At 71.4% G+C, this 23,807-nt stretch carries 19 protein-coding genes and 1 pseudogene; 6 read left to right on the forward strand and 14 right to left on the reverse strand.

The window, feature by feature from the left end:
- Positions 1-106: 106 nt before the first annotated feature.
- Complete coding sequence (locus tag IE295_RS20475) at positions 107-1,075, reverse strand: LysR family transcriptional regulator (RefSeq protein WP_190065168.1); 969 nt, start codon at positions 1,073-1,075, stop codon at positions 107-109.
- 669 nt (positions 1,076-1,744) lie between these two features.
- Between IE295_RS20475 and IE295_RS20480 the strand changes: the two genes are divergently transcribed.
- Both IE295_RS20480 and IE295_RS20485 read left to right on the forward strand, forming a co-directional pair.
- Positions 1,745-2,098 carry a peptidase inhibitor family I36 protein gene (locus IE295_RS20480; protein WP_190065169.1) on the forward strand — a complete coding sequence of 118 codons (354 nt, stop codon included), beginning with the start codon at positions 1,745-1,747 and terminating at the stop codon, positions 2,096-2,098.
- A gap of 249 nt (positions 2,099-2,347) precedes the next feature.
- The gene (locus tag IE295_RS20485; protein WP_190065170.1) at positions 2,348-2,641 is read left to right on the forward strand and encodes a hypothetical protein; all 294 of its coding nucleotides are present in this window, start codon (positions 2,348-2,350) and stop codon (positions 2,639-2,641) included.
- A 143-nt stretch (positions 2,642-2,784) separates the two neighbouring features.
- On the opposite strand, the gene IE295_RS20490 is transcribed toward IE295_RS20485, so the two are convergent.
- Together IE295_RS20490 and IE295_RS20495 are read right to left on the reverse strand one after the other, a co-directional pair.
- Entirely contained in the window at positions 2,785-3,174 is a 390-nt protein-coding gene (locus IE295_RS20490; RefSeq protein ID WP_190065171.1) for a hypothetical protein, read from the reverse strand.
- A 2-nt stretch (positions 3,175-3,176) separates the two neighbouring features.
- The gene (locus IE295_RS20495) at positions 3,177-3,350 is read right to left on the reverse strand and encodes a hypothetical protein (protein WP_190065172.1); all 174 of its coding nucleotides are present in this window, start codon (positions 3,348-3,350) and stop codon (positions 3,177-3,179) included.
- A 61-nt stretch (positions 3,351-3,411) separates the two neighbouring features.
- Between IE295_RS20495 and IE295_RS34455 the strand changes: the two are divergent.
- Positions 3,412-4,044: pseudogene (locus tag IE295_RS34455) on the forward strand (DUF2690 domain-containing protein); the annotation flags it as partial.
- On the opposite strand, the gene IE295_RS20500 reads toward IE295_RS34455, so the two are convergent.
- The 7 genes from IE295_RS20500 to hrcA all read right to left on the reverse strand — a co-directional run bounded on the left by IE295_RS20500 (position 4,045) and on the right by hrcA (position 13,979).
- On the reverse strand, positions 4,045-7,623 hold the full coding sequence (locus IE295_RS20500; RefSeq protein WP_224323342.1) for a DUF6531 domain-containing protein: 3,579 nt from the start codon (positions 7,621-7,623) through the stop codon (positions 4,045-4,047). It lies immediately after the preceding pseudogene.
- 322 nt (positions 7,624-7,945) lie between these two features.
- Complete coding sequence (locus tag IE295_RS20505; protein ID WP_190065174.1) at positions 7,946-8,731, reverse strand: helix-turn-helix transcriptional regulator; 786 nt, start codon at positions 8,729-8,731, stop codon at positions 7,946-7,948.
- Between the two features lie 158 nt (positions 8,732-8,889).
- The gene (locus IE295_RS20510; RefSeq protein WP_224323341.1) at positions 8,890-9,657 is read right to left on the reverse strand and encodes a helix-turn-helix transcriptional regulator; all 768 of its coding nucleotides are present in this window, start codon (positions 9,655-9,657) and stop codon (positions 8,890-8,892) included.
- Positions 9,658-9,838: 181 nt separating this feature from the next.
- Positions 9,839-10,588, reverse strand: coding sequence for a 16S rRNA (uracil(1498)-N(3))-methyltransferase (locus IE295_RS20515; protein WP_190065175.1), 750 nt, complete (start codon positions 10,586-10,588; stop codon positions 9,839-9,841).
- Positions 10,589-10,630: 42 nt separating this feature from the next.
- The gene (locus IE295_RS20520; RefSeq protein WP_190065176.1) at positions 10,631-11,719 is read right to left on the reverse strand and encodes a nitronate monooxygenase; all 1,089 of its coding nucleotides are present in this window, start codon (positions 11,717-11,719) and stop codon (positions 10,631-10,633) included.
- A 104-nt stretch (positions 11,720-11,823) separates the two neighbouring features.
- Complete coding sequence (gene dnaJ, locus IE295_RS20525) at positions 11,824-12,963, reverse strand: molecular chaperone DnaJ (protein ID WP_190065177.1); 1,140 nt, start codon at positions 12,961-12,963, stop codon at positions 11,824-11,826.
- The gene (gene hrcA, locus IE295_RS20530; RefSeq protein WP_190065178.1) at positions 12,963-13,979 is read right to left on the reverse strand and encodes a heat-inducible transcriptional repressor HrcA; all 1,017 of its coding nucleotides are present in this window, start codon (positions 13,977-13,979) and stop codon (positions 12,963-12,965) included. Before hrcA ends, dnaJ begins: the two co-directional genes overlap by 1 nt.
- A 243-nt stretch (positions 13,980-14,222) precedes the next feature.
- Between hrcA and IE295_RS20535 the strand changes: the two genes are divergently transcribed.
- Together IE295_RS20535 and IE295_RS20540 are read left to right on the forward strand one after the other, a co-directional pair.
- Positions 14,223-14,972, forward strand: coding sequence for an MBL fold metallo-hydrolase (locus IE295_RS20535; protein WP_190065179.1), 750 nt, complete (start codon positions 14,223-14,225; stop codon positions 14,970-14,972).
- Positions 14,973-14,987: 15 nt separating this feature from the next.
- On the forward strand, positions 14,988-15,815 hold the full coding sequence (locus IE295_RS20540) for a DUF3097 domain-containing protein (RefSeq protein WP_190065180.1): 828 nt from the start codon (positions 14,988-14,990) through the stop codon (positions 15,813-15,815).
- A gap of 111 nt (positions 15,816-15,926) precedes the next feature.
- Here the strand turns inward: IE295_RS20540 and hemW are convergent, their stop codons facing one another.
- From hemW to lepA, 4 genes are all read right to left on the reverse strand, one after another.
- A complete protein-coding gene (gene hemW / locus IE295_RS20545; RefSeq protein WP_190065181.1) occupies positions 15,927-17,159 on the reverse strand; it encodes a radical SAM family heme chaperone HemW in 1,233 nt (410 codons plus the stop codon).
- 66 nt (positions 17,160-17,225) lie between these two features.
- Complete coding sequence (locus IE295_RS20550; RefSeq protein ID WP_190065182.1) at positions 17,226-19,106, reverse strand: SpoIIE family protein phosphatase; 1,881 nt, start codon at positions 19,104-19,106, stop codon at positions 17,226-17,228.
- 157 nt (positions 19,107-19,263) lie between these two features.
- Positions 19,264-21,153 carry an AMP-dependent synthetase/ligase gene (locus IE295_RS20555; protein ID WP_190065183.1) on the reverse strand — a complete coding sequence of 630 codons (1,890 nt, stop codon included), beginning with the start codon at positions 21,151-21,153 and terminating at the stop codon, positions 19,264-19,266.
- A 234-nt stretch (positions 21,154-21,387) separates the two neighbouring features.
- The gene (gene lepA / locus IE295_RS20560) at positions 21,388-23,250 is read right to left on the reverse strand and encodes a translation elongation factor 4 (protein WP_190065184.1); all 1,863 of its coding nucleotides are present in this window, start codon (positions 23,248-23,250) and stop codon (positions 21,388-21,390) included.
- Between the two features lie 208 nt (positions 23,251-23,458).
- On the opposite strand from lepA, the gene rpsT reads away from it, so the two are divergent.
- Positions 23,459-23,725, forward strand: a complete 267-nt coding sequence (gene rpsT / locus IE295_RS20565) for a 30S ribosomal protein S20 (protein WP_190065185.1) — start codon at positions 23,459-23,461, stop codon at positions 23,723-23,725.
- The last annotated feature ends 82 nt before the right edge of the window (positions 23,726-23,807 follow it).

Raw genomic sequence — 23,807 nt, forward strand, 5'->3', positions numbered from 1 at the left:
TACCAGGCCATGGTCACCCTCGCCTGCCTACGACTATGGCTCCCCTGACTTTGCGGACACGCCCTAGGGCCTGTGCGAAACGCCCGGTCCGCGTCCGCTACGGCCGTCAGCCGAACTCAGGCGATGCGTCCCACCACCGGGCATCCGGGCCGGCGGCCACGCCTGCCGCGCATGTCTCGCGCACGACGCCCCGCAGAGCAACCAAAGCGGCTTCGTCTCGTCGTGCCGCGGACCAGGCGAGAATCGCGCTGCACGGGGGCAGGTCGGTGACCTCGACATAGCGGATACCCGGGCGCGGGAAGAGATCACTTGCGGTGCCCGCCACGAAGGCGACTCCTTGCCCGAGGCCGACCGCGGAGACGATGGCCTCGAGCGAGGCGGCGTTGTGATCGGTGTAGCGGACAGCGGTGCCGTCGGGGCGTGGGTCTGCGGCCCAGTAGTCGCGCCACATCCGGGGGATGCGCTCCGCGAGACTGATGGTCGGGAGGTCTGACAGTTCGTTCAGGGTCACCCGGTCGCGGTAGGCGAGCGGATGGGTATCCGGAAGGCAGACGAGCCGGGGTTCCGCAGCCACCTCCATGGCCTGGAGTCCTGGCGGCACAGGCCCGAAACACAAAACCGCGTCAGCTCGGCCTTCCAGAAGGGCGTGCGCCTGGTCGTCGAAGCCCACCTCGCAGAGTTCCACTTCCAGGCCGGGGTGGCGCTCATGTATGCGTTCGACGATGGTCCGGATGACGGGCAGCGCGGTGACGTAGGCGCCGAGGACCAACCGTCCTGACAACTCGCTCGCCCGCGCTGCGAACCCCGCTGCCTGCCGCAGTCCGTCGGCAGCCTCCACCGTGGCCCGCACATGGGGCAGGAGGGCCTCGCCTGCCGCGGTGAGTTCCACACGCCGCGTGGACCGCTCGACGAGGGCCACGCCGAGGGTCGCCTCCAGAGCCTGGATGTGTCGGCTGAGAGTCGGCTGGCTGATGAACAGGCGATGGGCAGCTCGACCGAAGTGCAGTTCCTCCGACAGGACGAGCAGCAGCCTCAGTTGGTGCACGCTCGGATCGGGCGCGTTGCCTCGGGTCATGCGGGAAGGCTATCAATCCCGTTCGCCCTCGCATCATTGATTGCTTCCGCCCCAGCCCTCGGAGGGCCAGACTCTATATAGGCGCCGGAAAACGCCATTTGACACCCTGTCGACATGGGGACAGCTCAAATCGCCTCCGGTGGACAGATCTTGAACAGCACGAAAGATGCCCTCAGGGTACTGGCCACAGAAAGGCGCAGGGTGAAAATCAGCATGAAATCGCGGTTTGGATTGCTCGCATCAACAGTCCTGGTCGGCACGTTCCTCGCAGCTCCCCCCGCCCACGCTGACAGAACGCCCCTGTGCAAGAGCAGCGACGGGTACTTCGCCTGCTTCTGGGACCTGGAGGACTTCAAAGGCCAACACGGGGACCAAATCAGGGATCGCCACCGGTGCAAAAATCTTAAAGAACCGCAAAGGTCGGTACAGAACGACTCAATCGACACCCTGACCATGTGGAGCGGGAAGAACTGCAGGGGAACACGCGTCAGGATGGGACCGGACACAAGCGAGAACGACATCGAACGCTCGTTTCATATCGTAGCCCGAAGCGCCTGGCTCAGCTGAGTGCGCCAGCCACGCCCAGCCAGTTGATGAATTTTCGTCTCACGAGTCGCCGAAATCAGCCCTGCCGAAACTTCACCTCAAAATCCGACAAGGGGAAATTAAATGCGCCGCCATTGGGCCCCAGCCGTCGTCGCATCTGCCGCTGTGGCGCTGCTGGGCATGACGACCTCGGCTCCGCCCGCACACGCCGGCACCTTCGACTGCCCTCGCGATCGCATCTGCTTCTGGCAGAGCAAGGATCAAACGGGAGCCCATATGGACTACAAAGCCCCTCCCAAGAACCGCTGCGTCAAGGTGATGCCCCGCACGGCTCGGTCCGGAGCCAACGGGACAAGGGCTGACATCCACCTCTTCAGCAACTCGGTCTGCGATGTCTCAGGGTATGTCGACGACTTGTATGCGAAGTGGTCCAAAATTAAATTCGATGCCGAGGTGCGAAGTTTCTATCGTTATTAGGTCACCGGAACCGCCGAGTGTGACCTTGATCAGGGCTTCCGTCCGCCCCTGGGCAGTGCGCCCGTCGCGACGGGCCTGGCGCGCACACCTCTGCGCCGAGTTGGCCCAGGAGGTGACCGCCTCCGCGGACCGCGCCGAGGGAATCAGGGAATCACTGCACCATCCATGCGAGTGAGCGGCGCATGGCGCCGTTCGCACCGGGGCAGCTATGTGGCGTTCTGCCCCCGGTTGCGACGGAAGGCAATGTTCATGCGACACCGGCACCACATCTCGAAGGCCCTCGGTGCGATGGCCGCCACACTGGCGCTTTCCTTCGCCATTCCCGGATCCGCCTCCGCCGCGTCGGGCCAGCTCGTCCTCAACGGACGTGTCTTCACCAATCCGTCCGGCTGCTACCGCAATCTGAACGCGCCACTGGCCGTCCAGAACCGCACCACAACCACGGCGTTCGTCCACTCCACCCCGGACTGCACCGGCCCCGCCCGGACCGTCGCACCCGGCCAGACCTTCGCGGACTCTGCTGGGCGGAGCGTCCGCATCTAGCGTGCTCAGTGGGGCCTACGCGACAGGACCGGGTCTCCACCGTCGCGCCGGAGGCCGCCCGGCACGGCCGGCGCCGGGCCCTCGCCGGGCGTACCGGCCCCGCACGAACCCCCTCCGCCCGGCGGCGGAACCCGCCATCAGACCTACGAACTCAGCGCGGTGACCTCAACCCGCAACGACGCCCCCGAACGCACGCTCAACCGCGACCGTCCGAACCACAATTCGGCTCCGTTCACTTCCCCGAACTCATCGGTGAGCTCGACAATCCGCCGGCACCGCCCCAGCGGAAGATGCCCCTCGGCTGCCCGGAGCCCGATCGAGGCCCAGTCCCGTTCCGGAAAACACCAGTCGGGAAGACCCGGCCACCGCCCTCCTTCGACCCGAAGCGTCCAGTCCGTAGCCGGGGTGAACACGACGGACCCACCTCCCTCGAAGAGCAGCTCCACCGCCTCCTCGTGAGCCGCCCCGGGACCGGCTTCCGGCAGGTAATAGATGCCGCGAACACTCACGACGTCTTTCACGAACAGGTCCACGCTCACCTCAGCAATTCACGCACGGAAGCGCGTACTTCGGCCATCTCGCCCTCGCCCACGCAGGGCTCACACGCACCGGGCCGGTAGAGAGGAACCACCTCGGTCAGAGCCTCGAAAACATCCGTGTCCATGAAGTCCGCCACAAGAACATGCTCGATCTCGTTGACCAATTGCATGGACCGGTCACGCCCTGCCAGAAGTCGATCAACCATCTCGAGGCGTCGAGCCTGAGGAGTCATGGCAGGTCAACTTACTCCGCAGCGAGACGGCTTTCGTCACCAGCCTGTGGTGCGCCCGTGTCCCAGTGGGGCTGATGGCCACTCGATAGGGCGATTTCGACTCGAATCGCACTTCCTGCCATATGCCTCTGCCCTTACTCTCCCGGCATGTTCGGCCGCAGCTGAGGGGCCTGTGTGGCTCGGGCGCTCCTGGGAGGATCCATTGACCGTTGACGGCAACACCCCGGATCAAGCCGTTGGCCGGCAGGATCCCGAGACCGCCGGCGCTCCCCGTCGGTCGTGGCTCGGCCGCCACGGTCCGCAGACCTTAGTGGGCGCATTGATCGTGGCCGTGGTGGGTTCGGCGGTCGGCGCCTTGGTGACGGCGTTGACCAGCAACGACGGCGAAGACGCCAAGGCCCGCCCACCGGCGGCGTCCGCGGCGCCCGCGTCGGCCGCCGTCCCGGCCTGCTTCAACGCCACCTGCACAGGAGTGGACCCGAAGGACGCCGGATGCGGCGACGGGGCCGTGACGATCGCCGACGACTGGGTGTCCACGATGCATGTGGAGATCCGCTACAGCAGCCGTTGCCAGGTCGTCTGGGGCAAACTCACCGGAGCGCAGGTCGGCGACACGATGGAAATCGCGACATCACCCTCGCAACGACAACGCGCCACGGTGCTCACGGGCCACACCAAGTACACACCGATACTCCCGGCCGGACGGCAGTTCTCCGTCCAGGTGTCCGCCGTATCGGTCAAGGGGGATCCGGAGCACCACGTCCCGGCCGGCTACGCCCTCCGCGTCGGCGCGGACCAGGACGACGTCAGCAAGAAGTCCGGTCACGGGGGCTGAAGTCCCGTACGGCCGAACGGCGAGGCGGCTCTCGGCCTTCGCGGCCTTGGGGAATCCACCACTGCACGGCGTGGCCTTCGAAACCATTGGATTGGCCGCGTACGCATAGTGGTTCGGTGAGGGATCGAGACCGAGAGGGTCCGGCGTGATGTACCGCGCCGTCTCCGGGTCGTAGTACCGGAAACAGTCGTAGTGCAGCCCCGTCTCGGCGTCCGCGTACTGGCCCGGGAAGCGCAGGGGGCAGTCGGGCTCGTCGGGGCCGGGCGGCGGGGACGGGAGGCGGGTGCCCCAGAGGGTGGTGCGGTGCTGCCATGCCAGGGTTCCGGAGGGTGTGACCAGTTCCGTGGGGGTGCCGACCGGGTCGGTGATCACGGCGTGGAAGCGCGGGGGGTGGGTGTCCTCGACCAGGGACTTGCCCACCGTACGGGCCACGGGGCGGTGGGTGCCCGGGGCGTAGTCCCAGGTGGTGACCGTGCCGTCCGGGGACAGCTGTTCGGCCAGGCGCGTGTCGTCCCACGAGAAGAACGTTTCCGCGCCGTCCGACAGGCACCGCTTCGATATGCGGCGGCCCAGCGGGTCGTAGGCGTACGTCCAGCGTTCGCCGTCCGGGGTCACCGCCTCCCGCAGGCGGTCCTCCGCGTCCCAGGTGTAGGTCCACGTACGGGTCCGGCCGTTGAGGAGCTTGCGAGTCTTGCGGGTGAGGCGGCCCTGGGCGTCGTGTTCGTACGTGGTGCGTCCCGCGCGGCGGATGAGGGTGCCCTCGGCGTCGCGCTTGCCGGGGGCCTCGTGGGCCGGGGCCGTGGCGTGGAGGAGGTTGCCGGCGGTGTCGTAGGCGTAGGTCTCGGTCCAGCCGTGGGCCCGTACGCCCGTGACGCGGCCCGTGCGGGTGAGGTCGAAGCGGCGGGTGCCGGAGGTCAGCTCGCGGATCTCGGTGAGGTGGCCGTCCGCGCGGTAGGCGTAGGAGCGGTGCTGCAGGAGCCGCTCGGCCGCCTCCCCGAAGCCGAATCCGGAACCGGAGCCGAATCCGGAACCGGAGCCGAATCCGGAACCGGAACGGCTTGTGACCGTCTGGGCCGTGAGGCGGTCCGTCACGTCCCAGGTCTGGGTGAGCGTCGCCCCCTCCCCCAGGCGGCGTTCGGTCTCGCGGCCCGCCGCGTCGTACGCGAAGCCGAGCGAGCCGGCGTCGCCGCGCAGCGCCAGTGGGCGGCCCGCCGCGTCGTAGGTCCAGTGCGAGGTCAGGCCAGAGGGGGTCGTGCGGTGGGTGCGGCGGCCCAGGGCGTCGTAGGCGTAGCGCGTCGTGCGGCCGTTGACCGTCTCCGACAGGACGCGGCCCAGGGCGTCGCGCTCGTAGGTCACCTCGGCGTCCGCGTCGGCGGCGCGGGTGAGCCGGCCCGAGGCGTCGTACGCGTAGGCGGTGGTCTGTCCCGGCTCGGCGCGCTGTTCGACGACGCGGCCGAGGGCGTCCCGCGTGAAGTGAAGCGTTTCTCCTGCGCCGTTCGTGCGCGCCAGCAGCTGCCCGGCGCGGTCGTGGACGTAGGTGAGCCGGCGCCCGTCGAAGTCCGTCTCGGCGGCGAGCCGGCCCGCCTCGTCGTAGTCGTACGACCAGGTCAGCCCTTGCGGGTTGGTGACGCCCGTCAGGCGCAGCTCGGTGTCGTAGGCGAAGGTGTACGTCGTGCCGTCCGGCTCCGTCCGTGAGGCCGGGAGGTCGAAGTGGGTGGCGGTGTGGGTGGTGGTGTTGCCCGCGGGGTCGGTGTGGGTGAGGAGGTTTCCCTCGCCGTCCCACGTCCACGTCTCGTACGTGCCGTCGGGCAGTTCGCGCCGGCTGGGTCTGCCCTCGGTCGTCCAGGACATCCGGGTGGTGTGACCCATGGCGTCCGTGGCCTCGACGACGCGGCCGAAGGCGTCGCGCCGGACGGCGGTCGTGTGGCCCAGCGGGTCGGTGACGGCCACCGGCAGGCCCGCCGCATCGCAGACCACCGTGCGTACGTGCCCGAGCGCATCGGTGACGGCCGTCAGATGCCCGGACTCCGCGCCGTAGGCGTACCACGTCTCGGCGCCCGCCGGGTCGACGGTCGTCAGCAGGTTGCCGCGGTCGTCGTACGTGTGCCGCCAGGTCGCGCCGCCGGGCTCGGTGACCTCGGTCGGCAGGCACAGGTCGTTGTACGCCGCCTCCCCCGTCGTGCCGTCGGGGAGCGTGATGCGGGTCGGGTTGCCGGCGTCGTCGTAGTCGTAGCGCGTCGTGCGGCCGAGGGGGTCGGTCACCTCGACGGGCGCGTCGCCCCGGGCGGTCCACCGCGTCAGGGTCGTGTTGCCGAGCTGGTCGGTCTCCTCGACCACGCGTCCGGCGCCGTCGTGGCGGTACGTGCGCAGCCGCCCGAGGGAGTCCGTCTCCGTCGTCGTGCGGGTCTCGTCGTCGTAGGACAGGGTTACGGAGAGGAAGCCGTCGCTGCCCTCGGTGCGGACGACGCGGCCCCGGGCGTCGTACACATAGGCGTACGACGTTCCGTTGCGGTCGGTCCAGGAGGCTATTCGTCCGTCGGCGTCGTAGGTGAAGCGCAGCGGCTCGCCGCTGGAGTCGGTGACCTCGGTGAGGTTGCCGGCGTCGTCGTAGTCGTAGCGGACGAGGAGCGTGCCCGGGCCGGCGGGCGCCTGCTGCCGCTCGTACGACGGGGAGGGGGCCTCGTCCAGCAGGCGCAGGGCGGTGACGCGGGGACCGTGGGTCTCCACGGCGACGTGGTAGCCGCCGTGGTGGCGGATGGCGGTGGGGACGCCGGTGGCGGTGCGTTCGATGTCGATGCGCGCGCCATTGCGGTCACGCAGGCTGTCCAGCGGCAGCTGCACGGCGCCCGGGGTGTCCGTGGGAGCCGGGCTGCCGAAGGTGCGGACGACGCCGCCGTGCGGGTCGGTGACGGTCAGCACGCCGTCGGGCCGCCCGTCCCACTCCAGCGGCCAGCGCGGTCCCTTGACCGGCAGGACGGGCTCGCCCGGCGACGGCACCGGGTAGACCAGGCGCATCCCGTCAGCGGCGGCGTACACGACGCCCTCGGAGTCGAGTTGCACGCGCTCATCGAGGGTGGACGCCCAGGTCGGGCCGAACCAGCCGCCCGCCCGGTACGACGAGAGGTGCGTACGCTCCACGACGAGCGGCAGGGCGCCCGGCAGGGTGACGTCGGTCTGCGGCAGCAGCATGACGCCGGTCGCGACGTCGACCAGGTCCTTGGCGCACCGGATGCCGGAGGTGATGCGGGCGGCCCCGGGCAGCTCGACGAGGTCGGGGCGGACTCCACGCAAGGGGTTCCGGTGCCCGCCGTGGTCCCCGGCCCTGCCCGCCACGACGATCTCCAGCGGCTGGGCGACGGCTTCGTCGGTCCTCACCGACTCCGGCTCGCCGGCCCCACTTCCCCGACCGCTCGCCACGAGCCCTCCCCCATCGCTCCACCGAACCGCAACCGTACGACCGAACTCGAGCGCTCAAATATGGGCTCTCGGTGATCCTATGACGGTCAGTAACGACACCAGGCAGGCATGCGAACGACAGGCGGGCAGACAGGGCCGACAAACAGAGCGGACGGACAGAAGAGCGCCGACGTCGAATCCCCCGTGGCCGGCGTCGGCGCTCTCGCCCTGTTCCCGTACCGGAATCATCGCGTTTGCGCTGCTCGCGGCACCATGGGAAGAACTGCCCATGCCGCCGTGGTCAGGGGACGATGCCCGCCTGCTTGGCGAGCAGTACGGTGGAGACCCGGTTGTTGGTGCCGAGCTTGCGGTAGATCTTCTCCAGGTGACGGTTGACCGTGTGCGGGGAGATGGTCAGGCGGCGGCCGATGCCGTGGGCGGTGATGCCCTCGGAGAGGAGGCCCAGGACGGTCAGTTCGCGCGGGGTCAGGCCGTGGTGCGGCGTCTCGAGGCGGCCGGCGGCGGGAAAGGCCGGGGCGACGGCCGCGCGCAGGCGGTGCAGTTCGCGTACGTGACGGTCGGCGGTGGCCAGCAGGGGCTGGACCCGTACCGCGAAGGCGAGGTCGTGCTCGGTGAACGCGCCGTCGCGGCCCAGGGAGATCGCGCGCAGCTCGTTGTCCTGGGCGGGCATCGGCAGGGCCAGCTGGTCGGTGGTGCCGTAGTCGCGCAGCGCCTCGCTGCGCCACTGGGAGCCGCGCCAGCCGCTCTCGCCGCAGAGTCCGCTCATCGTCACCGGGTCGCGCTCTCCGGCTGCCAGGTAGGGCAGCAGCGGGTGGCGCTGGCGGATCCGCCGCTGGACCACGTCGGTCACCGCGTCGCGGCCCAGACGCTCCGGCGCCCACCCCTCGACGCGGCCCGCGCGCTCGGTCCCCACGGGCAGCCGGGCGAAGATCACCGTGCCGCAGTCGAGGGCCTCGAGCAGGTGTTCCGCGATCAGATGCCGCAGCGCGTCGGGGTTCTCGCTCTCCAGGATCGCGACGACGAGGTCGAGCATGCGCTCGTAGTCCCGCGCATGAAGCTGTGGCATGGCGGCAGCGTTCTCCTTCGGTCCACCCCCAGTCGGCCCGGCGGTCCGTACGCCGGGTAGCCCCCTGTCACTGCATGTTACGGGTCCTGGGAGGGGCCCTCCACCGGCGCCGGGACCGGGCGCGCGGCGCGCGGCGCGCGCCGGGACCGCAGCCGCCGTCAGGTCGCCGGAACGAGCCCGGCCTGCTGCGCCAGGAGCAGGGTGGAGACGCGGTTGTTGGTGCCGAGCTTGCGGTAGATCTTCTCCAGGTGGCGGTTGACCGTGTGCGGGGAGATCGTCAGGCGGCGCGCGATCCCGGGCGTCGTGAGGCCCTCCGCCATCAGGCCGAGAACCGTGAGCTCCCGGGGCGTCAGGCCGTGCCCGGAGGGGTGGTCCGCCGTGAGCGCCGGAGCCGTCGTGCGCAGCCGGCGCAGTGCCTGCACGTGGTTGCCCGCCCTGACGAGCAGCGGCTGCACGCGGGCGGCGAAGGCCAGGTCGTGCGCGCGGAAGGACCCGTCACGGCCCATCAGGACCAGGCGGACGCGGTCCGGGTCACCGGGAACGGGCACACCCAGCTGCTGGGTGACGCCGAAGTCCCGGCGGGCTTCGCGGTACCACGAGGTGCGGCGCCAGTCCTCACAGATCTCGGTGACGGCCACCGGGGCGCTGTGCCCGCCCACGATGTACGAGAGCATCGGATGGCGCTGGCGCAGACGCCGCGGGACGAGGTCGCCGACGAGCGTGCCGAGCCGTTCGGGCGCCCACCCCTCGATGCTCCCCGTCCCCTCGGCGACGTTCACCACCGAGAACGTCGCCGAGTCGCACCCGACCGCCTTCAGCAGATGACCGGTGATCAGATGCCAGGCCGAGTCCGTGGCGTCGTTCTCCAGGATCGCCACGGCCAGGTCGAGCATCTGCTCGTAATCACGCGCATGGAGCCGCGCCATGTGTTCCCCACGCCCACCCTTCCCCCCGTGGTGTCTTCCGTCCGGCCGCGACCGGCCGGCCAACAGCCGACGGCCGAACAGCCGCAGCCGCAGCCGTCAGTCTCCCCGACCGCCGCCGCTCACGTCAGTCCGCATCAGCCGCGTCAGCTGCGTCAGCCCGCGTCAGCTGCGTCAGCCCGCATCAGCCCCAGCGTCCCGTGCGTCCCAGCAGTAGGGCCGCAGCCGCCGTCCCGGCCGTCGACGTGCGCAGCACGCTGGGGCCCAGGCGGTACGGATGGGCGCCGGCCTCGCCGAAGGCGGCGAGCTCCTCCGGCGAGACGCCGCCCTCGGGGCCGACGACCAGCACGATGTCGCCCGTCGGCGGCAGCTCGGCCGTGGCCAGCGGAGTGCTGCCCTCCTCGTGCAGCACCGCCGCGAACGCGGCGTCCGCCAGCAGGGTCGCGACCTGCCGGGTCGTCATGGGGTCGGCCACGGACGGGAAGCGCAGACGGCGGGACTGCTTGCCCGCCTCGCGTGCCGTCGCGCGCCACTTGCCGAGCGACTTCAGGCCCCGCTCGCCCTTCCACTGGGTGACGCAGCGCGAGGCCGACCAGGGGACGATCACGTCGACGCCCGTCTCGGTCATCGTCTCGACGGCCAGCTCGCCCCGGTCGCCCTTCGGCAGGGCCTGGACGACCGTGATGCGCGGCTGCGGCAGCGGCTCGGAGCGTACGGACGTCACCGCGACCTCGAGGTGGTCCTTGCCCTCGACGGCGGCCACGGTGCCGAAGGCGCCCGTGCCGTCGCCGTCGGTCAGGACGATCTCCTCGCCGACGCGCAGCCGGCGCACGGACACCGCGTGGCGGCCCTCGGAGCCGCCCAGGGGGAAGACGGTGCCGGGGAAGACGCCCGTCAGGGAGTCCTCTTCGACCAGGAACACCGGCGCTGTCATGACGTACTCGCTCTCTCGGACTTTCTGATCAACAAAATCGGCTCAGCACCCCGCCGGGGCGCGGGCCGCCGCAAGCTCGGCGGCCAGGACCCCGACCAGGTCGGCCGCCGGCATCGTGCGGGCCAGGCGGTGGCCCTGGCCCGCCCACAGGTTCATGCCCTGTGGGTCGCCGGCCGCCGCGGCGGCCTTGCGCAGGCCGGAGGTCATGTGGTGGATCTGGGGGTACGCGGCGGGGGCGTACGGGCCGTGCTCACGGATGAAACGGTTCACCAGTCCCCGGGCCGGGCGCCCGGTGAAGGCTCGGGTCAGCTCCGTGCGGACGAACAACGGGTCGGTCAGCGCCCGCTTGTGCAGGGGGTGGGCGCCGGACTCGGGGCAGGGCAGGAACGCCGTGCCGAGCTGCGCCGCACAGGCGCCCGCGGCGAGGACCGCGGCTATCGCCTCGCCCCGCATCAGCCCGCCCGCCGCGATCACCGGAAGCGGCACGCTCTCGCGGACCTCGGCGAGCAGCGGCAGCAGCCCGGCGCCCTCGCCGTCCGCCTCCGGGTCGTCGTGGTGGGTGCCCTGGTGGCCGCCGGCCTCCACGCCCTGGACGCAGACGGCGTCCGCGCCGGCCTCCCGCGCGGCACGGGCCTCGGCGGCCGAGGTCACGGTCACCACCGTGACCGTGCCGGCCTCGGCCAGGGCGTCCACGGCCGTACGGGAAGGACACCCGAAAGTGAAGGAGACGATGGGAACGGGGTCGTCGAGGAGGATGGCGAGCTTGGCGTCGTAGCCGTCGTCGGAGCTCTGGTCCGTTTCGTGGTCCGTCTCGCCGAGCGGCGTCCGGTACCGGGCGGCCTCGCCGGCCAGCCGCTCGGCGTAGGCCCCGACGGCGGCCGGGTCGGCGGCGGGCGGCTGGGGCAGGAAGAGGTTGACGCCGAAGGGCCGGCCGGTGCGGGCGCGGAGTTGCTTGATCTCCTCGTGCATCGCGGCCGGCGTCTTGTACCCGGCGGCGAGGAAGCCCAGGCCACCGGCGTCGCCGACGGCGGCGGCCAGCGCCGGATTGGAGCCGCCGCCCGCCATCGGGGCCTGCACGATCGGGTGCTCGAACAGTCTGGTCACTCTGGTCAGTCCGGACAACGGAGCCATGACCACATCGTGTCACAAACCGACGAACCGGCCCCGGCCACGGGGAAGCCGTGGCCGGGGCCGGTCATGATCCGTCGGTCGCCTTCGGCGAAGGGCCGCCGGGCCTACCGTCCGTTGAACGCGTCCTTCAGGCGGGAGAACAGCCCCTGCTGACCCGGCTTGAACTCGCCCATCGGGCGCTCCTCGCCGCGCATCTTCGCCAGCTGGCGCAGCAGTTCCTCCTGCTGCGGGTCCAGCTTGGAGGGCGTGGTGACCTCGACGTGCACGACGAGGTCACCGCGGCCGCCGCCGCGCAGGTGGGTGACGCCGCGCTGGTGCAGCGGGATCGACTGGCCGGACTGCGTGCCCGGACGGATGTCGATCTCCTCGACGCCGTCCAGCGTCTCCAGCGGCACCTTCGTGCCGAGCGCGGCCGCCGTCATCGGGATGGTGACCGTGCAGTGCAGGTCGTCACCGCGACGCTGGAAGACCGGGTGCGGGGTCTCGTGGATCTCCACGTAGAGGTCGCCGGCCGGGCCGCCACCGGGGCCGACCTCGCCCTCGCCCGCGAGCTGGATGCGGGTGCCGTTGTCGACGCCGGCCGGGATCTTGACCGTGAGGTTCCGCCGGGACCGGACGCGGCCGTCACCGGCGCACTCCGGGCACGGGGTCGGCACGACCGTGCCGAAGCCCTGGCACTGCGGGCACGGGCGGGAGGTCATGACCTGGCCCAGGAAGGACCGGGTGACCTGGGAGACCTCGCCACGGCCGCGGCACATGTCACACGTCTGCGCGGACGTGCCCGGGGCCGCGCCCTCGCCGCTGCAGGTCGTACAGACGACGGCCGTGTCGACCTGGATGTCCTTGGTGGTGCCGAAGGCGGCCTCCGCCAGGCTTACTTCGAGCCGGATCATGGCGTCCTGGCCGCGGCGCGTGCGCGAGCGCGGACCGCGCTGCGAGGCCTGGCCGAAGAAGGCGTCCATGATGTCGGAGAAGTTGCCGAAGCCGGCGCCGAAGCCGCCGGCGCCCGCACCCGCGCCGCCCGAGGAGGACAGCGGGTCGCCGCCGAGGTCGTAGACCTGCTTCTTCTGCGGGTCGGAGAGGACCTCGTAGGCCGCGTTGATCTCCTTGAACCGCTCCTGCGTCTTCGGGTCGGGGTTGACGTCCGGGTGCAGCTCGCGCGCGAGACGGCGGAAGGCCTTCTTGATCTCGTCCTGCGAGGCATCGCGCCGTACGCCCAGGACCGCGTAGTAATCCGTGGCCACTACGACTCCGCCAGGATCTGTCCGACGTAACGTGCCACTGCGCGTACCGCTCCCATCGTTCCGGGGTAGTCCATGCGGGTCGGTCCGACCACGCCGAGTTTGGCGACTGCCTCGTCGCCCGAACCGTAGCCGACGGCGACGACCGATGTGGAGGTCAGTCCCTCGTGAGCGTTCTCATGACCGATGCGCACGGTCATCTCCGAGCCCTTGGCCTCGCCGAGCAGTTTGAGCAGCACGACCTGCTCCTCCAACGCCTCCAGCACGGGCCGGATCGTCAGCGGGAAGTCATGACCGAAACGAGTGAGGTTGGCGGTGCCGCCGATCATCAGCCGTTCCTCGGTCTCCTCGACCAGGGTCTCGAGCAGAGTGGCGAGAACCGTGGAAACGGTTCCGCGCTCGTCCTGCTCGAACGACTCCGGAAGGTCCTGCACGAGCTGCGGCACATCCGTGAACCGCCGCCCCACGACACGGCTGTTCAGCCGCGCCCGCAGGTCGGCCAGGGCGTTCTCGCCCACCGGCGCCGGGCAGTCGATCATGCGCTGCTCCACCCGGCCCGTGTCCGTGATCAGCACGAGCATGACCCGGGCCGGAGCGAGCGAGAGCAACTCCACGTGACGCACGGTCGAACGGGTCAGCGAGGGATACTGCACCACCGCGACCTGCCGGGTCAGCTGCGCCAGCAGCCGCACCGTGCGGGCCACCACGTCGTCCAGGTCGACCGCGCCGTCCAGGAAGTTCTGGATGGCACGCCGCTCCGGCGTCGACAGGGGCTTGACGCCCGCCAGCTTGTCGACGAAGAGGCGGTAGCCCTTGTCGGTCGGGATGCGACCCGCGCTCGTGTGGGGCTGGGCGATGAAGCCCTCTTCCTCCAGCGCGGCCATGTCGTTGCGGACGGTGGCCGGGGACACGCCCAGCCGGTGCCGCTCGGTGAGGGCCTTGGAGCCGACGGGCTCCTCGGTGCCCACGTAGTCCTGGACGATCGCGCGCAACACCTCGAGCCTGCGTTCGCTCAGCATCGCGCGCACCTCCATCGGTCCAAAGGGTTCAGCCGTCGTACGGGTCGTACGTGTTGTACGAGGGTCGCATGCGCGGGGGTCCCACCGGACCCCCGCCCTTGGCACTCAAAGGTCACGAGTGCCAGAACCCTCAAGCCAGTGTACGGCCGGGCACCACGGACAGGGCAAGGGCAGTCCCCGCCGCGTGCCCCCGGTCCCGTGTGCGGGCGGGCGACGGCACGGCCGTGCGGCTAGCGTCGCGGTATGGAGACTCAAGGGGAATCCGGCGCCGTGGCGGCGCATTGGGAACGGCTCGCGCCACACGTCGTACGCCGCAGGCTGCCGGGCTGGGACGCCACCGTCGGAGCGATCGCGGGGGCGGACGGCGTCCTGGTCGTGGACACCGGGTCGTCGCTGCGCGAGGGCACGGAGATCCGGCGCGAGGTGCAGCAGATCTTCGGCCTCTCCGTGACGCACATCGCACTCACGCACCCCCACTTCGACCACCTCCTGGGCACCGCCGCCTTCTCCGGCGTGCAGGTGTACGGGGCGGTGGGGCTCGGCGAGCTGCTGCGCGCCGAGCACGAGCGCGAGGAGCTGCGGCGGGACGCCGTGCGCTACGGAGTGCCGCGCGATGCCGCCGCCGAGGCGGTGGAACTGCTCGTACCGCCCCAGCACGCCGTCTCCGGGGAGGTCACGGTCGACCTGGGCGGCGGGCGGCGCGTGCTGCTCGCGAACGTGGGGCCCGGGCACACGGCGTACGACCTGGCGGTGCTCGTGCCGGGCGGGAACGGCTCCCCCGAGATCGTCTTCTGCGGCGACGTGATCGAGGAGTCCGGCGAGCCGCAGGCCGGTCCGGACGCGCTGCCGCACGCCTGGCCGGCGGCCGTGGACCGGCTGCTCACGCTGGGCGGCGACGAGGCGGTGTACGTGCCGGGGCACGGGGCGGTGGTGGACGCGGCGTTCGTGCGGCGGCAGGGCGAGGCGTTGCGGGCCCGGTTCGGCGTGTCGTGATCCACAATGGCGCGCATGCGCAGCAGCCGACAGTACGACCCCGATCTGACGCCCCCGTGGAAGCGGAGCACGCCCGCGCCCGAGGTGCCCGCCGAGGCGGATCTCGTGGTGGAGGAGGTCACCACCGGTTTCTGCGGGGCGGTGATCCGCTGCGAGAAGACCGCGCAGGGGCCGACGGTGACGCTGGAGGACCGCTTCGGCAAGCACCGGGTCTTTCCCATGGAGCCCCGGGGCTTCCTGCTGGAGGGGCGCGTCGTCACGCTCGTACGCCCCTCGGCTCCCGCCGCGCGCGGGCCGCAGCGCACGGCCTCCGGCTCCATCGCCGTCCCGGGCGCCCGAGCGCGGGTGGCGCGCGCCGGGCGCATCTACGTCGAGGGGCGCCACGACGCGGAGCTCGTGGAGCGGGTCTGGGGTGACGACCTGCGGATCGAAGGCGTGGTCGTCGAGTACCTGGAGGGCATCGACGACCTGCCCGCGATCGTCGAGTCCTTCGCCCCCGGCCCGGACGCCCGCCTGGGCGTCCTGGTGGACCACCTGGTCCCGGGCTCGAAGGAGTCCCGCATCGCCGCCGCCGTCACGGGCGCGGACGTACTGGTCGTCGGCCATCCGTACATCGACGTCTGGGAGGCCGTGAAGCCGTCCTCACTCGGCATCCCCGGCTGGCCCCGCGTCCCGCACGGCCAGGACTGGAAGACAGGCGTCTGCCGCGCCCTCGGCTGGCCGGAGAACACAGGCGCCGCGTGGCAACGGATCCTGGGCTCGGTGCGGTCGTACAAGGACCTGGAGCCGCAGTTGCTGGGTCGGGTGGAAGAGCTGATCGACTTCGTGACGGTCGAGGGGTAGGGCCGTCGCCAGGTTGTGGGCAGTCGTTCCGCTGGGCTGGGGGCACCTCCCAGCGGTAGCTGGGGGAGGGTGGGCACAACCTGCCCACCGGCCCGCACCCGGCAACGCTCCTCAGTCCACCAGGTCCCGCACCACCGCATCGGCCAGCAGCCGCCCCCGCAGCGTCAGGACCGCCCGCCCGGCCTCGTACGGCCCAGCCTGCAGCAACCCCTCGGCACGCGCCCGCGCCGCAGCCGCCGCCCCCGCCGGCTTCAGCAGCGACAGCGGGCATCCCTCCTCGAGCCGCAGCTCGAGGAGGATGCGCTCGACGCGCCGGTCCTCGTCCGCCAGGACCTCGCGGCCCGCGCCCGGGGAGCGCCCCTCGGCCAGCGCCTGCGCGTACGCGCCCGGGTGCTTGACGTTCCACCACCGCACGCCCCCCACGTGGGAGTGCGCGCCGGGGCCTGCGCCCCACCAGTCGGCGCCGCGCCAGTAGAGCTCGTTGTGGCGGCAGCGGGCAGCGGCGCTCGTGGCCCAGTTGGAGACCTCGTACCAGGAGAAGCCCGCGCCGGAGAGCATCTCCTCGGCGATCAGGTAGCGGTCGGCGTGCACGTCGTCGTCCGTCATGGGCACCTCGCCGCGCCGGATGCGCCGGGCGAGCTGGGTGCCCTCCTCGACGATCAGGGCGTAGGCCGAGACGTGGTCGGGGCCCGCGCCGAGCACCGCGTCCAGCGAGGCCCGCCAGTCGTCGTCGCTCTCGCCCGGGGTGCCGTAGATCAGGTCCAGGTTGACGTGCTCGAAGCCCGCCGCGTGGGCCTCCGCCACGCAGGCCTCGGGGCGGCCCGGGGTGTGCGTACGGTCGAGGATCTTCAGGACGTGCTGGCGGGCGCTCTGCATGCCGAAGGAGACCCGGTTGAAGCCGGCGGCGCGCAGTTCCTCGAGGTAGCGGGGGTCGACGGAGTCGGGGTTGGCCTCCGTGGTGACCTCGGCGCCCTCCGCGAGGCCGAACTCGTCGCGAATGGCGGCCAGCATCCGGCCCAGGTCGGCGGCGGGCAGCAGGGTGGGGGTGCCGCCTCCCACGAAGACCGTCTCGACCGGCCGCGGGTCGTCGCCGAGCACCTTCCGCGCCAGGCGGATCTCGTCGGCGACGGTCTCGGCGTAGTTGTCGCGGGAGGCGAGGGCGCCGCCGGATCCGCGCAGCTCGCTCGCCGTGTAGGTGTTGAAGTCGCAGTAGCCGCAGCGGGTGGCGCAGTACGGAACGTGCAGGTAGAAGCCGAGGGGCCGCTGCCCGGAGCCGTCGAGGGCGTGGCGGGGCAGTGCCCCGTCCTCGGGCATGGGTTCACCATCGGGCAGTACGGAAGGCATGCGTTCCATTGTCCAGCACGCGCCGGATTACTCCGCCCGCCCGCTTCGCCCGTGCATTGGGCCCGCTCACTTAGCCCGCAGCACCAGCAGCGCCAGGTCGTCGTCGGGCGGGCCCGGGGCGAAGCCGTGCACGGCGTGGCGGACGCGGGCGGCGACGCCCTCGGCGGTCAGGCCCGCGCAGCCCGCGAGCACGGCGGCCAGGCCGTCGCCGTCGTCGAGCAGGCGGCCGCCGGACTTGCGCTCGGTGACGCCGTCGGTGACGCACAGCAGCGTCTCCCCGGGTGCCAGGTCGAAGGTCTCGCTGCCGTAGCCGACCTCGTCGACGACGCCCAGCAGCATCTGGGGCGCGGCCACGGGCCGGACCGAGCCGTCGGGGCGCAGGAGCAGCGGCAGCGGATGCCCGGCGCTGGCGAGCGTGCAGCGCACGCCGCCGCCGTGCGGCACGAGCTCCCCGTACAGCAGGGACAGGAAGCGGGGCCCCGAGCCGGCCTCCGCCTCGGCCGCCTCCTCGCCCAGCATCCGGTTGAGGCGGTCGAGGACGTCCGTGACGCCGTAGCCCTCCTTCGCCAGGAGCCGTAGCCAGGGGCGGACGAGGCCGGTGGTCACGGCGGCCTCGGGGCCGCTGCCGCAGACGTCGCCGAGGGCGAAGCACCAGCGGCCGCCGCCGGCCGCGAAGACGTCGTAGAAGTCACCGCCGGCGGAGGCGTCGCCCCGGGGTTCGTAGACGACGGCCGCCTCGACGCCGGGGATCACCGCGACGCCCCGGGGCAGCAGGCCGCGCTGGAGGATGCGGCTGATGGTGGCCTGCCGGGTGTACTGGCGGGCCGAGACGAGGGCGCGGGCCACGCGCCGGGCGAAGTCCTCGGCGAGGGCGGAGACGTCGCCGGCCACGGCGGACGGCCCGGCGCGGCCCAGCAGGAGCGTGCCGACGCCCCGGCCGCCCGCGACCAGCCGGCAGGCCAGGGCCGTGCCGCCGTCGGGCCCGTACGGCCAGGGGACGGACCGGCCCGCCGCGGGCAGGGCGGGCGGGGTGCGCAGCAGGGCGAGGCGGAGGGGTTCGACGCGGTGTTCGCGGGCGTGCCAGACGCAGGACAGGCGCGGGGCGGGGCGGACGGTGCCGGGAGAGCCGTCGGTGTCGAGCCAGACGGCGCACCAGTCGGCCAGGCGCGGGACGGCGAGCTGGGCGGCGAGGGAGGCGACCATGTCCTCGTCGAACTGCCCGGCCAGCAGTTCGGACGCCTCGGCGAGGAAGGACAGGGCGCGGTGGTGGCCGCGCTCGGCGGCGCGGCGGGCGGGCGGAGCGGGGCGCGGGCCGGGGGCGAACACCTCGGCGAGGCCCGGGTCGCCGAGGTCGCCCGGGTCGCAGAGCAGGACCGGTTCGCGGACCGGGGCGCCGGGGGCGTCCTGGCCCGGGCAGGTGGGCAGGTGGAACCAGACGGTCTTGTCGGTGCGGCGGTAGGCCGTGCCCCAGGTCTCGGCCAGCTCGGCGACGAGCCGCAGCCCCCGGCCGCCGTGCGCGGACCCCTCGCGCTCGCCGCGCCCGCGGCGCGGGCGGGCGCGGAACTCGCGGGTGGGGTGGTGGTCGGTGACCTCCACGACGAGGTTGCCGCCGCGGGCGGGGTCCAGCCGGCACTCGAGGTCCACGGATGTCCCCGCGTGCACCACGGCATTGGTCACCAGCTCGCTGACCAGCAGGGTCGCATCGTCGGTGACCAGGTCGTGGGCGTTCCAGCCGGCGAGGACGCTACGGACGAACCGGCGCGCGGCCGACGGCGCGCGGGCGTCGCCGGGCAGGCTGGTGCGGGCCGTCGGCGGGCCCTCGCCGGCCCCGCCCGGCCCGGTGCCGGGCGCCGGCCCCTCGTCGTGCGGCCCAGCGGCCGCGTTCGCTCCGCAGGCGGGCGCACGGGCAACCGCCTGGTCCTTACCGCCGGTTGGTGATGTCCTCACGGTGGTGCTCCTGACCGCTTACGGCATAGTGCGGAATTCACCACCGACAGAGTGACAGACCAACTGGGCTCAGGTGCGTGGAGTTGGGCAAGTGAGCCGTACGAGTGGAGATGCGCGCGGAAGTCGCGGGCGACGACACGGGTGGCGCCGGCCGTGCTCAGGCCTCGCGCGCGCCCTCGTACATCTCCTCGATCAGGTCCTTGTACTCGCGCTCGACCACGGGCCGCTTGAGCTTGAGGCTGGGCGTGAGCTCGCCGTGCTCGATGTCGAGGTCGCGCGGCAGCAGCCGGAACTTCTTGATCGTCTGCCAGCGCTGCAGCCCCTCGTTGAGCTCCCGCACATAGCCCTCGATGAGCGCCTCGGTCTCCTTGGCGGCGACCACCTCGGCGTACGACTTGCCCGCCATGCCGTGCTCCTTGGCCCAGTCGAGGATCGACGGGCCGTCCAGGGCGATGAGGGCCGAGCAGAAGTTGCGGTCGGCGCCGTGCACCAGGACGTTGGAGACGTAGGGGCACACGGCCTTGAACCGGCCCTCGATCTCGGCGGGCGCCACGTACTTGCCGCCGGAGGTCTTGATCAGGTCCTTCTTGCGGTCGGTGATGCGCAGGTAGCCGTCCGGGGACAGCTCGCCGATGTCGCCGGTGTGGAACCAGCCGTCCGACTCGAGGACTTCCGCGGTCTTCTCGGGCTGGCCGTGGTAGCCCTCCATGACGCCGGGGCTGCGCAGCAGGATCTCGCCGTCGTCCGCGATGCGGACCTCGGTACCGGGCAGCGGCTTGCCGACCGTGCCGGTGCGGTAGGCCTCGCCGGGGTTGACGAGGTTGGCGGCGCTGGTCTCGGTGAGGCCGTAGCCCTCGAGGATGTGGATGCCGGCGCCGGAGAAGAAGTAGCCGATGTCGGGGGCGAGGGCGGAGGCGCCGGAGACGCTGGCGCGCAGCCGGCCGCCGAAGGCGTCGCGGATCTTGGCGTAGACGAGCGCGTCGGCCACGCGGTGCTTGGCGGCCAGCGCGAAGGGAACGGTCCTGTTGCCGGTGCGGCGGTAGTTGTCCTGCGAGACCTTGGCGTACTCGCGGGCGATGTCGGCGGCCCAGCGGAAGATCTTGTACTTGGCCCCGCCGCCCTCCCGGGCCTTGGCGGCGACGCCGTTGTAGACCTTCTCGAAGATGCGCGGCACGGAGGCCATCAGGGTGGGCCGGACGACCTGCAGGTTCTCCACGATCTTGTCGACCCGCCCGTCCACGGCGGTGACGTGGCCGACGGTGATGCCGCCGGCGGTCAGCACCTTGCCGAAGACGTGCGCGAGCGGCAGCCACAGGTACTGCACGTCGTCGGCGCGCATCAGCCCGGTGGCCTCGATGGCGCGGCCCATGTACGACCAGGCGTCGTGGCGCAGCCGTACGCCCTTGGGGCGGCCGGTGGTGCCGGAGGTGTAGATGAGGGTGGCGAGGTCCTCCCGGCGCAGGGCGTCGATGCGCGCGCGGACGGCGCCGGGGTCGCGCTCGAGGAGGGCGGCGCCGCGCTTCTCGAGCTCGGCGAGGGAGAGCACCCAGCCCTCCGGGTCGTCCTCGGCGGCCACGGCGTCGGCGTCCTCGACGACCACGACATGGGCGAGGCCCGGCAGCTCGGAGCGGCGCAGGCGGGCCTTGGCGAGCTGGGCGGCGTCCTCGGCGATGAGGATCCGGCACTCGGCGTCGGAGAGCATGAAGGCGGTCTCGTCGGCGTTGGTGCTGGGGTAGACCGGGGTGGTGGCGGCGCCGGAACACATGATGCCGAGGTCCGCGAAGATCCACTCGAGGCGGGTGGCGGAGGCGAGGGCGACCCGCTCCTGCGGGAGTATGCCGAGGTCGATCAGGCCCGCGGCGATCGCGAAGACCCGGTCGCCGGCCTCGCGCCAGGTGACCGACGTCCAGTCGTCGGGGCCCTGGCCGGAGGCGGGCGGCACGGGGCGGCGGTAGGCCTCCGCGTCGGGGGTGGCCTCGACCCGCTCGAGGAGGAGGTTCGCCACGGAGGGCGGCCGGCTCTCGATCAAAGTCTGTGTGTCGGTCACGGCATCCTCCGGGGCCCGCTTCGTTGCTGGTGACTCGCGAGTAACCTTTCGAGCAGAGATCAGACTAGAGCCGAAGAGCCTTTTCCGTAAGAGCCCCGTGAACGGTTGTGCACCCCTCACCCCACCGGGCACGGAAGCGGGTGCGGAGCCGGGTGCGGAAGCGGGTGCGGAAAGTGCCCGCCCCCTGGTGGGGACGGGCACTCCTCGGTCAGCCGCGGATCACGCGGGAGGGGGCTACTTCTTGCCCTTCTCGCCGCTCTCGTCGCTGGACAGCACCGCGATGAAGGCCTCCTGCGGGACCTCCACGCTGCCGACCATCTTCATCCGCTTCTTGCCTTCCTTCTGCTTCTCCAGCAGCTTCCGCTTACGGGAGATGTCACCGCCGTAGCACTTGGCGAGGACGTCCTTGCGGATGGCGCGGACCGTCTCACGGGCGATGACCCGGGAGCCGATGGCGGCCTGGATCGGCACCTCGAAGTTCTGCCTCGGGATGAGCTCGCGCAGCTTGGCGACCAGACGGACGCCGTAGGCGTAGGCCTTCTCCTTGTGCGTGATCGCGGAGAAGGCGTCGACCTTGTCGCCGTGCAGCAGGATGTCGACCTTGACCAGGTCGGCGGACTGCTCGCCCGTGGGCTCGTAGTCGAGGGAGGCGTAGCCGCGGGTCTTGGACTTCAGCTGGTCGAAGAAGTCGAAGACGATCTCCGCGAGGGGCAGGGTGTAGCGCAGCTCGACCCGGTCCTCGGAGAGGTAGTCCATGCCCAGCATCGTGCCGCGGCGGGACTGGCAGAGCTCCATGATCGCGCCGACGAACTCGGTGGGCGCGAGGACGGTCGCCTTGACGACCGGCTCGTGCACCTCGGCGATCTTGCCCTCGGGGAACTCGCTCGGGTTGGTGACGACGTGCTCGGTGCCGTCCTCCATCCGCACGTTGTAGACCACGTTGGGCGCGGTGGCGATGAGGTCGAGGCCGAACTCGCGCTCCAGCCGCTCGCGGACCACGTCCAGGTGGAGCAGGCCGAGGAAGCCGACTCGGAAGCCGAAGCCGAGGGCGGCGGAGGTCTCCGGCTCGTAGACGAGCGCGGCGTCGTTGAGCTGGAGCTTGTCGAGGGCCTCGCGCAGCTCCGGGTAGTCCGAGCCGTCCAGCGGGTACAGGCCCGAGAACACCATCGGCTTGGGGTCCTTGTAGCCGCCCAGCGCGTCGGTGGCGCCGTTCTGCTGGGAGGTGATCGTGTCACCGACCTTGGACTGCCGCACGTCCTTCACGCCGGTGATGATGTAGCCCACCTCGCCGACGCCGAGGCCGTCGGCGGGCGTCATCTCGGGCGAGGAGACACCGATCTCCAGCAGCTCGTGGGTGGCGCCGGTCGACATCATCTTGATGCGCTCGCGCTTCTTGAGCTCACCGTCGACGACACGGACGTAGGTGACCACGCCGCGGTAGGAGTCGTAGACCGAGTCGAAGATCATCGCGCGGGCCGGGGCGTCCTTGACGCCCACCGGGGCCGGGACCTGGGCGACGACCTTGTCGAGCAGCTCGTCGACGCCGACGCCGGTCTTCGCGGAGACCCGGAGCACGTCCTCGGGCTCGCAGCCGACGAGGTTCGCCAGCTCGGCGGCGAACTTCTCCGGCTGGGCGGCCGGCAGGTCGATCTTGTTGAGGACCGGGATGATCGTGAGGTCGTTCTCCATCGCCAGGTAGAGGTTGGCGAGGGTCTGGGCCTCGATGCCCTGGGCGGCGTCCACGAGGAGGATGCAGCCCTCGCACGCGGCCAGGGAGCGCGAGACCTCGTAGGTGAAGTCGACGTGGCCCGGCGTGTCGATCATGTTGAGGATGTGGGTGTTGCCCTTGTCCTCGGTAGGCGCCCAGGGGAGACGGACGGCCTGGGACTTGATCGTGATGCCGCGCTCGCGCTCGATGTCCATCCGGTCGAGGTACTGCGCACGCATCTGCCGCTGGTCGACCACGCCGGTCAGCTGGAGCATCCGGTCGGCGAGCGTCGACTTGCCATGGTCGATGTGCGCGATGATGCAGAAGTTACGGATCAGAGCCGGGTCGGTACGGCTCGGCTCCGGCACGTTGGTAGGGGTCGCGGGCACGCAGGATCCATTCGGTGACTTCGGCGTTTGAACGCTGGTCTCGGCGGAGGTCGGGTATACGACTCCCCCATGGTCCCATGACCGGCGGGTACGGTCCGGTTTGGGAGGCCGGAGGGCGTACTGGTAGCCTGGTCCACTGTGCCTGTCGTGCCTCTCACACGTACACGGCACGCAATCGAAATCCAACGAACCTGAAAAGGCTCTTTTCGTGGCGAACATCAAGTCCCAGATGAAGCGGATCAAGACCAACGAGAAGGCGCGCCTGCGTAACAAGGCCGTCAAGTCCTCGGTCAAGACCGCCGTCCGTGCGGCCCGCGAGGCCATCGTCGCCGGTGACGCCGAGAAGGCCACCGCCGCCGTCGCCTTCGCCGGCAAGAAGCTCGACAAGGCCGCCAGCAAGGGTGTCCTGCACAAGAACGCCGCCGCCAACAAGAAGTCGGCGCTGGCCAAGCAGGTTGCCGCCCTCAAGGGCTGAAGCCTCTCCGGGGCGTGAGCCCCGGTTCTTCGCCGGTACGGATCCAGCGGCCCCTCTACCGCTCCGGACCGGCACCCCCGCC

It is taken from the genome of Streptomyces griseocarneus (genome assembly GCF_014655595.1).
Classification (GTDB): domain Bacteria; phylum Actinomycetota; class Actinomycetes; order Streptomycetales; family Streptomycetaceae; genus Streptomyces; species Streptomyces griseocarneus.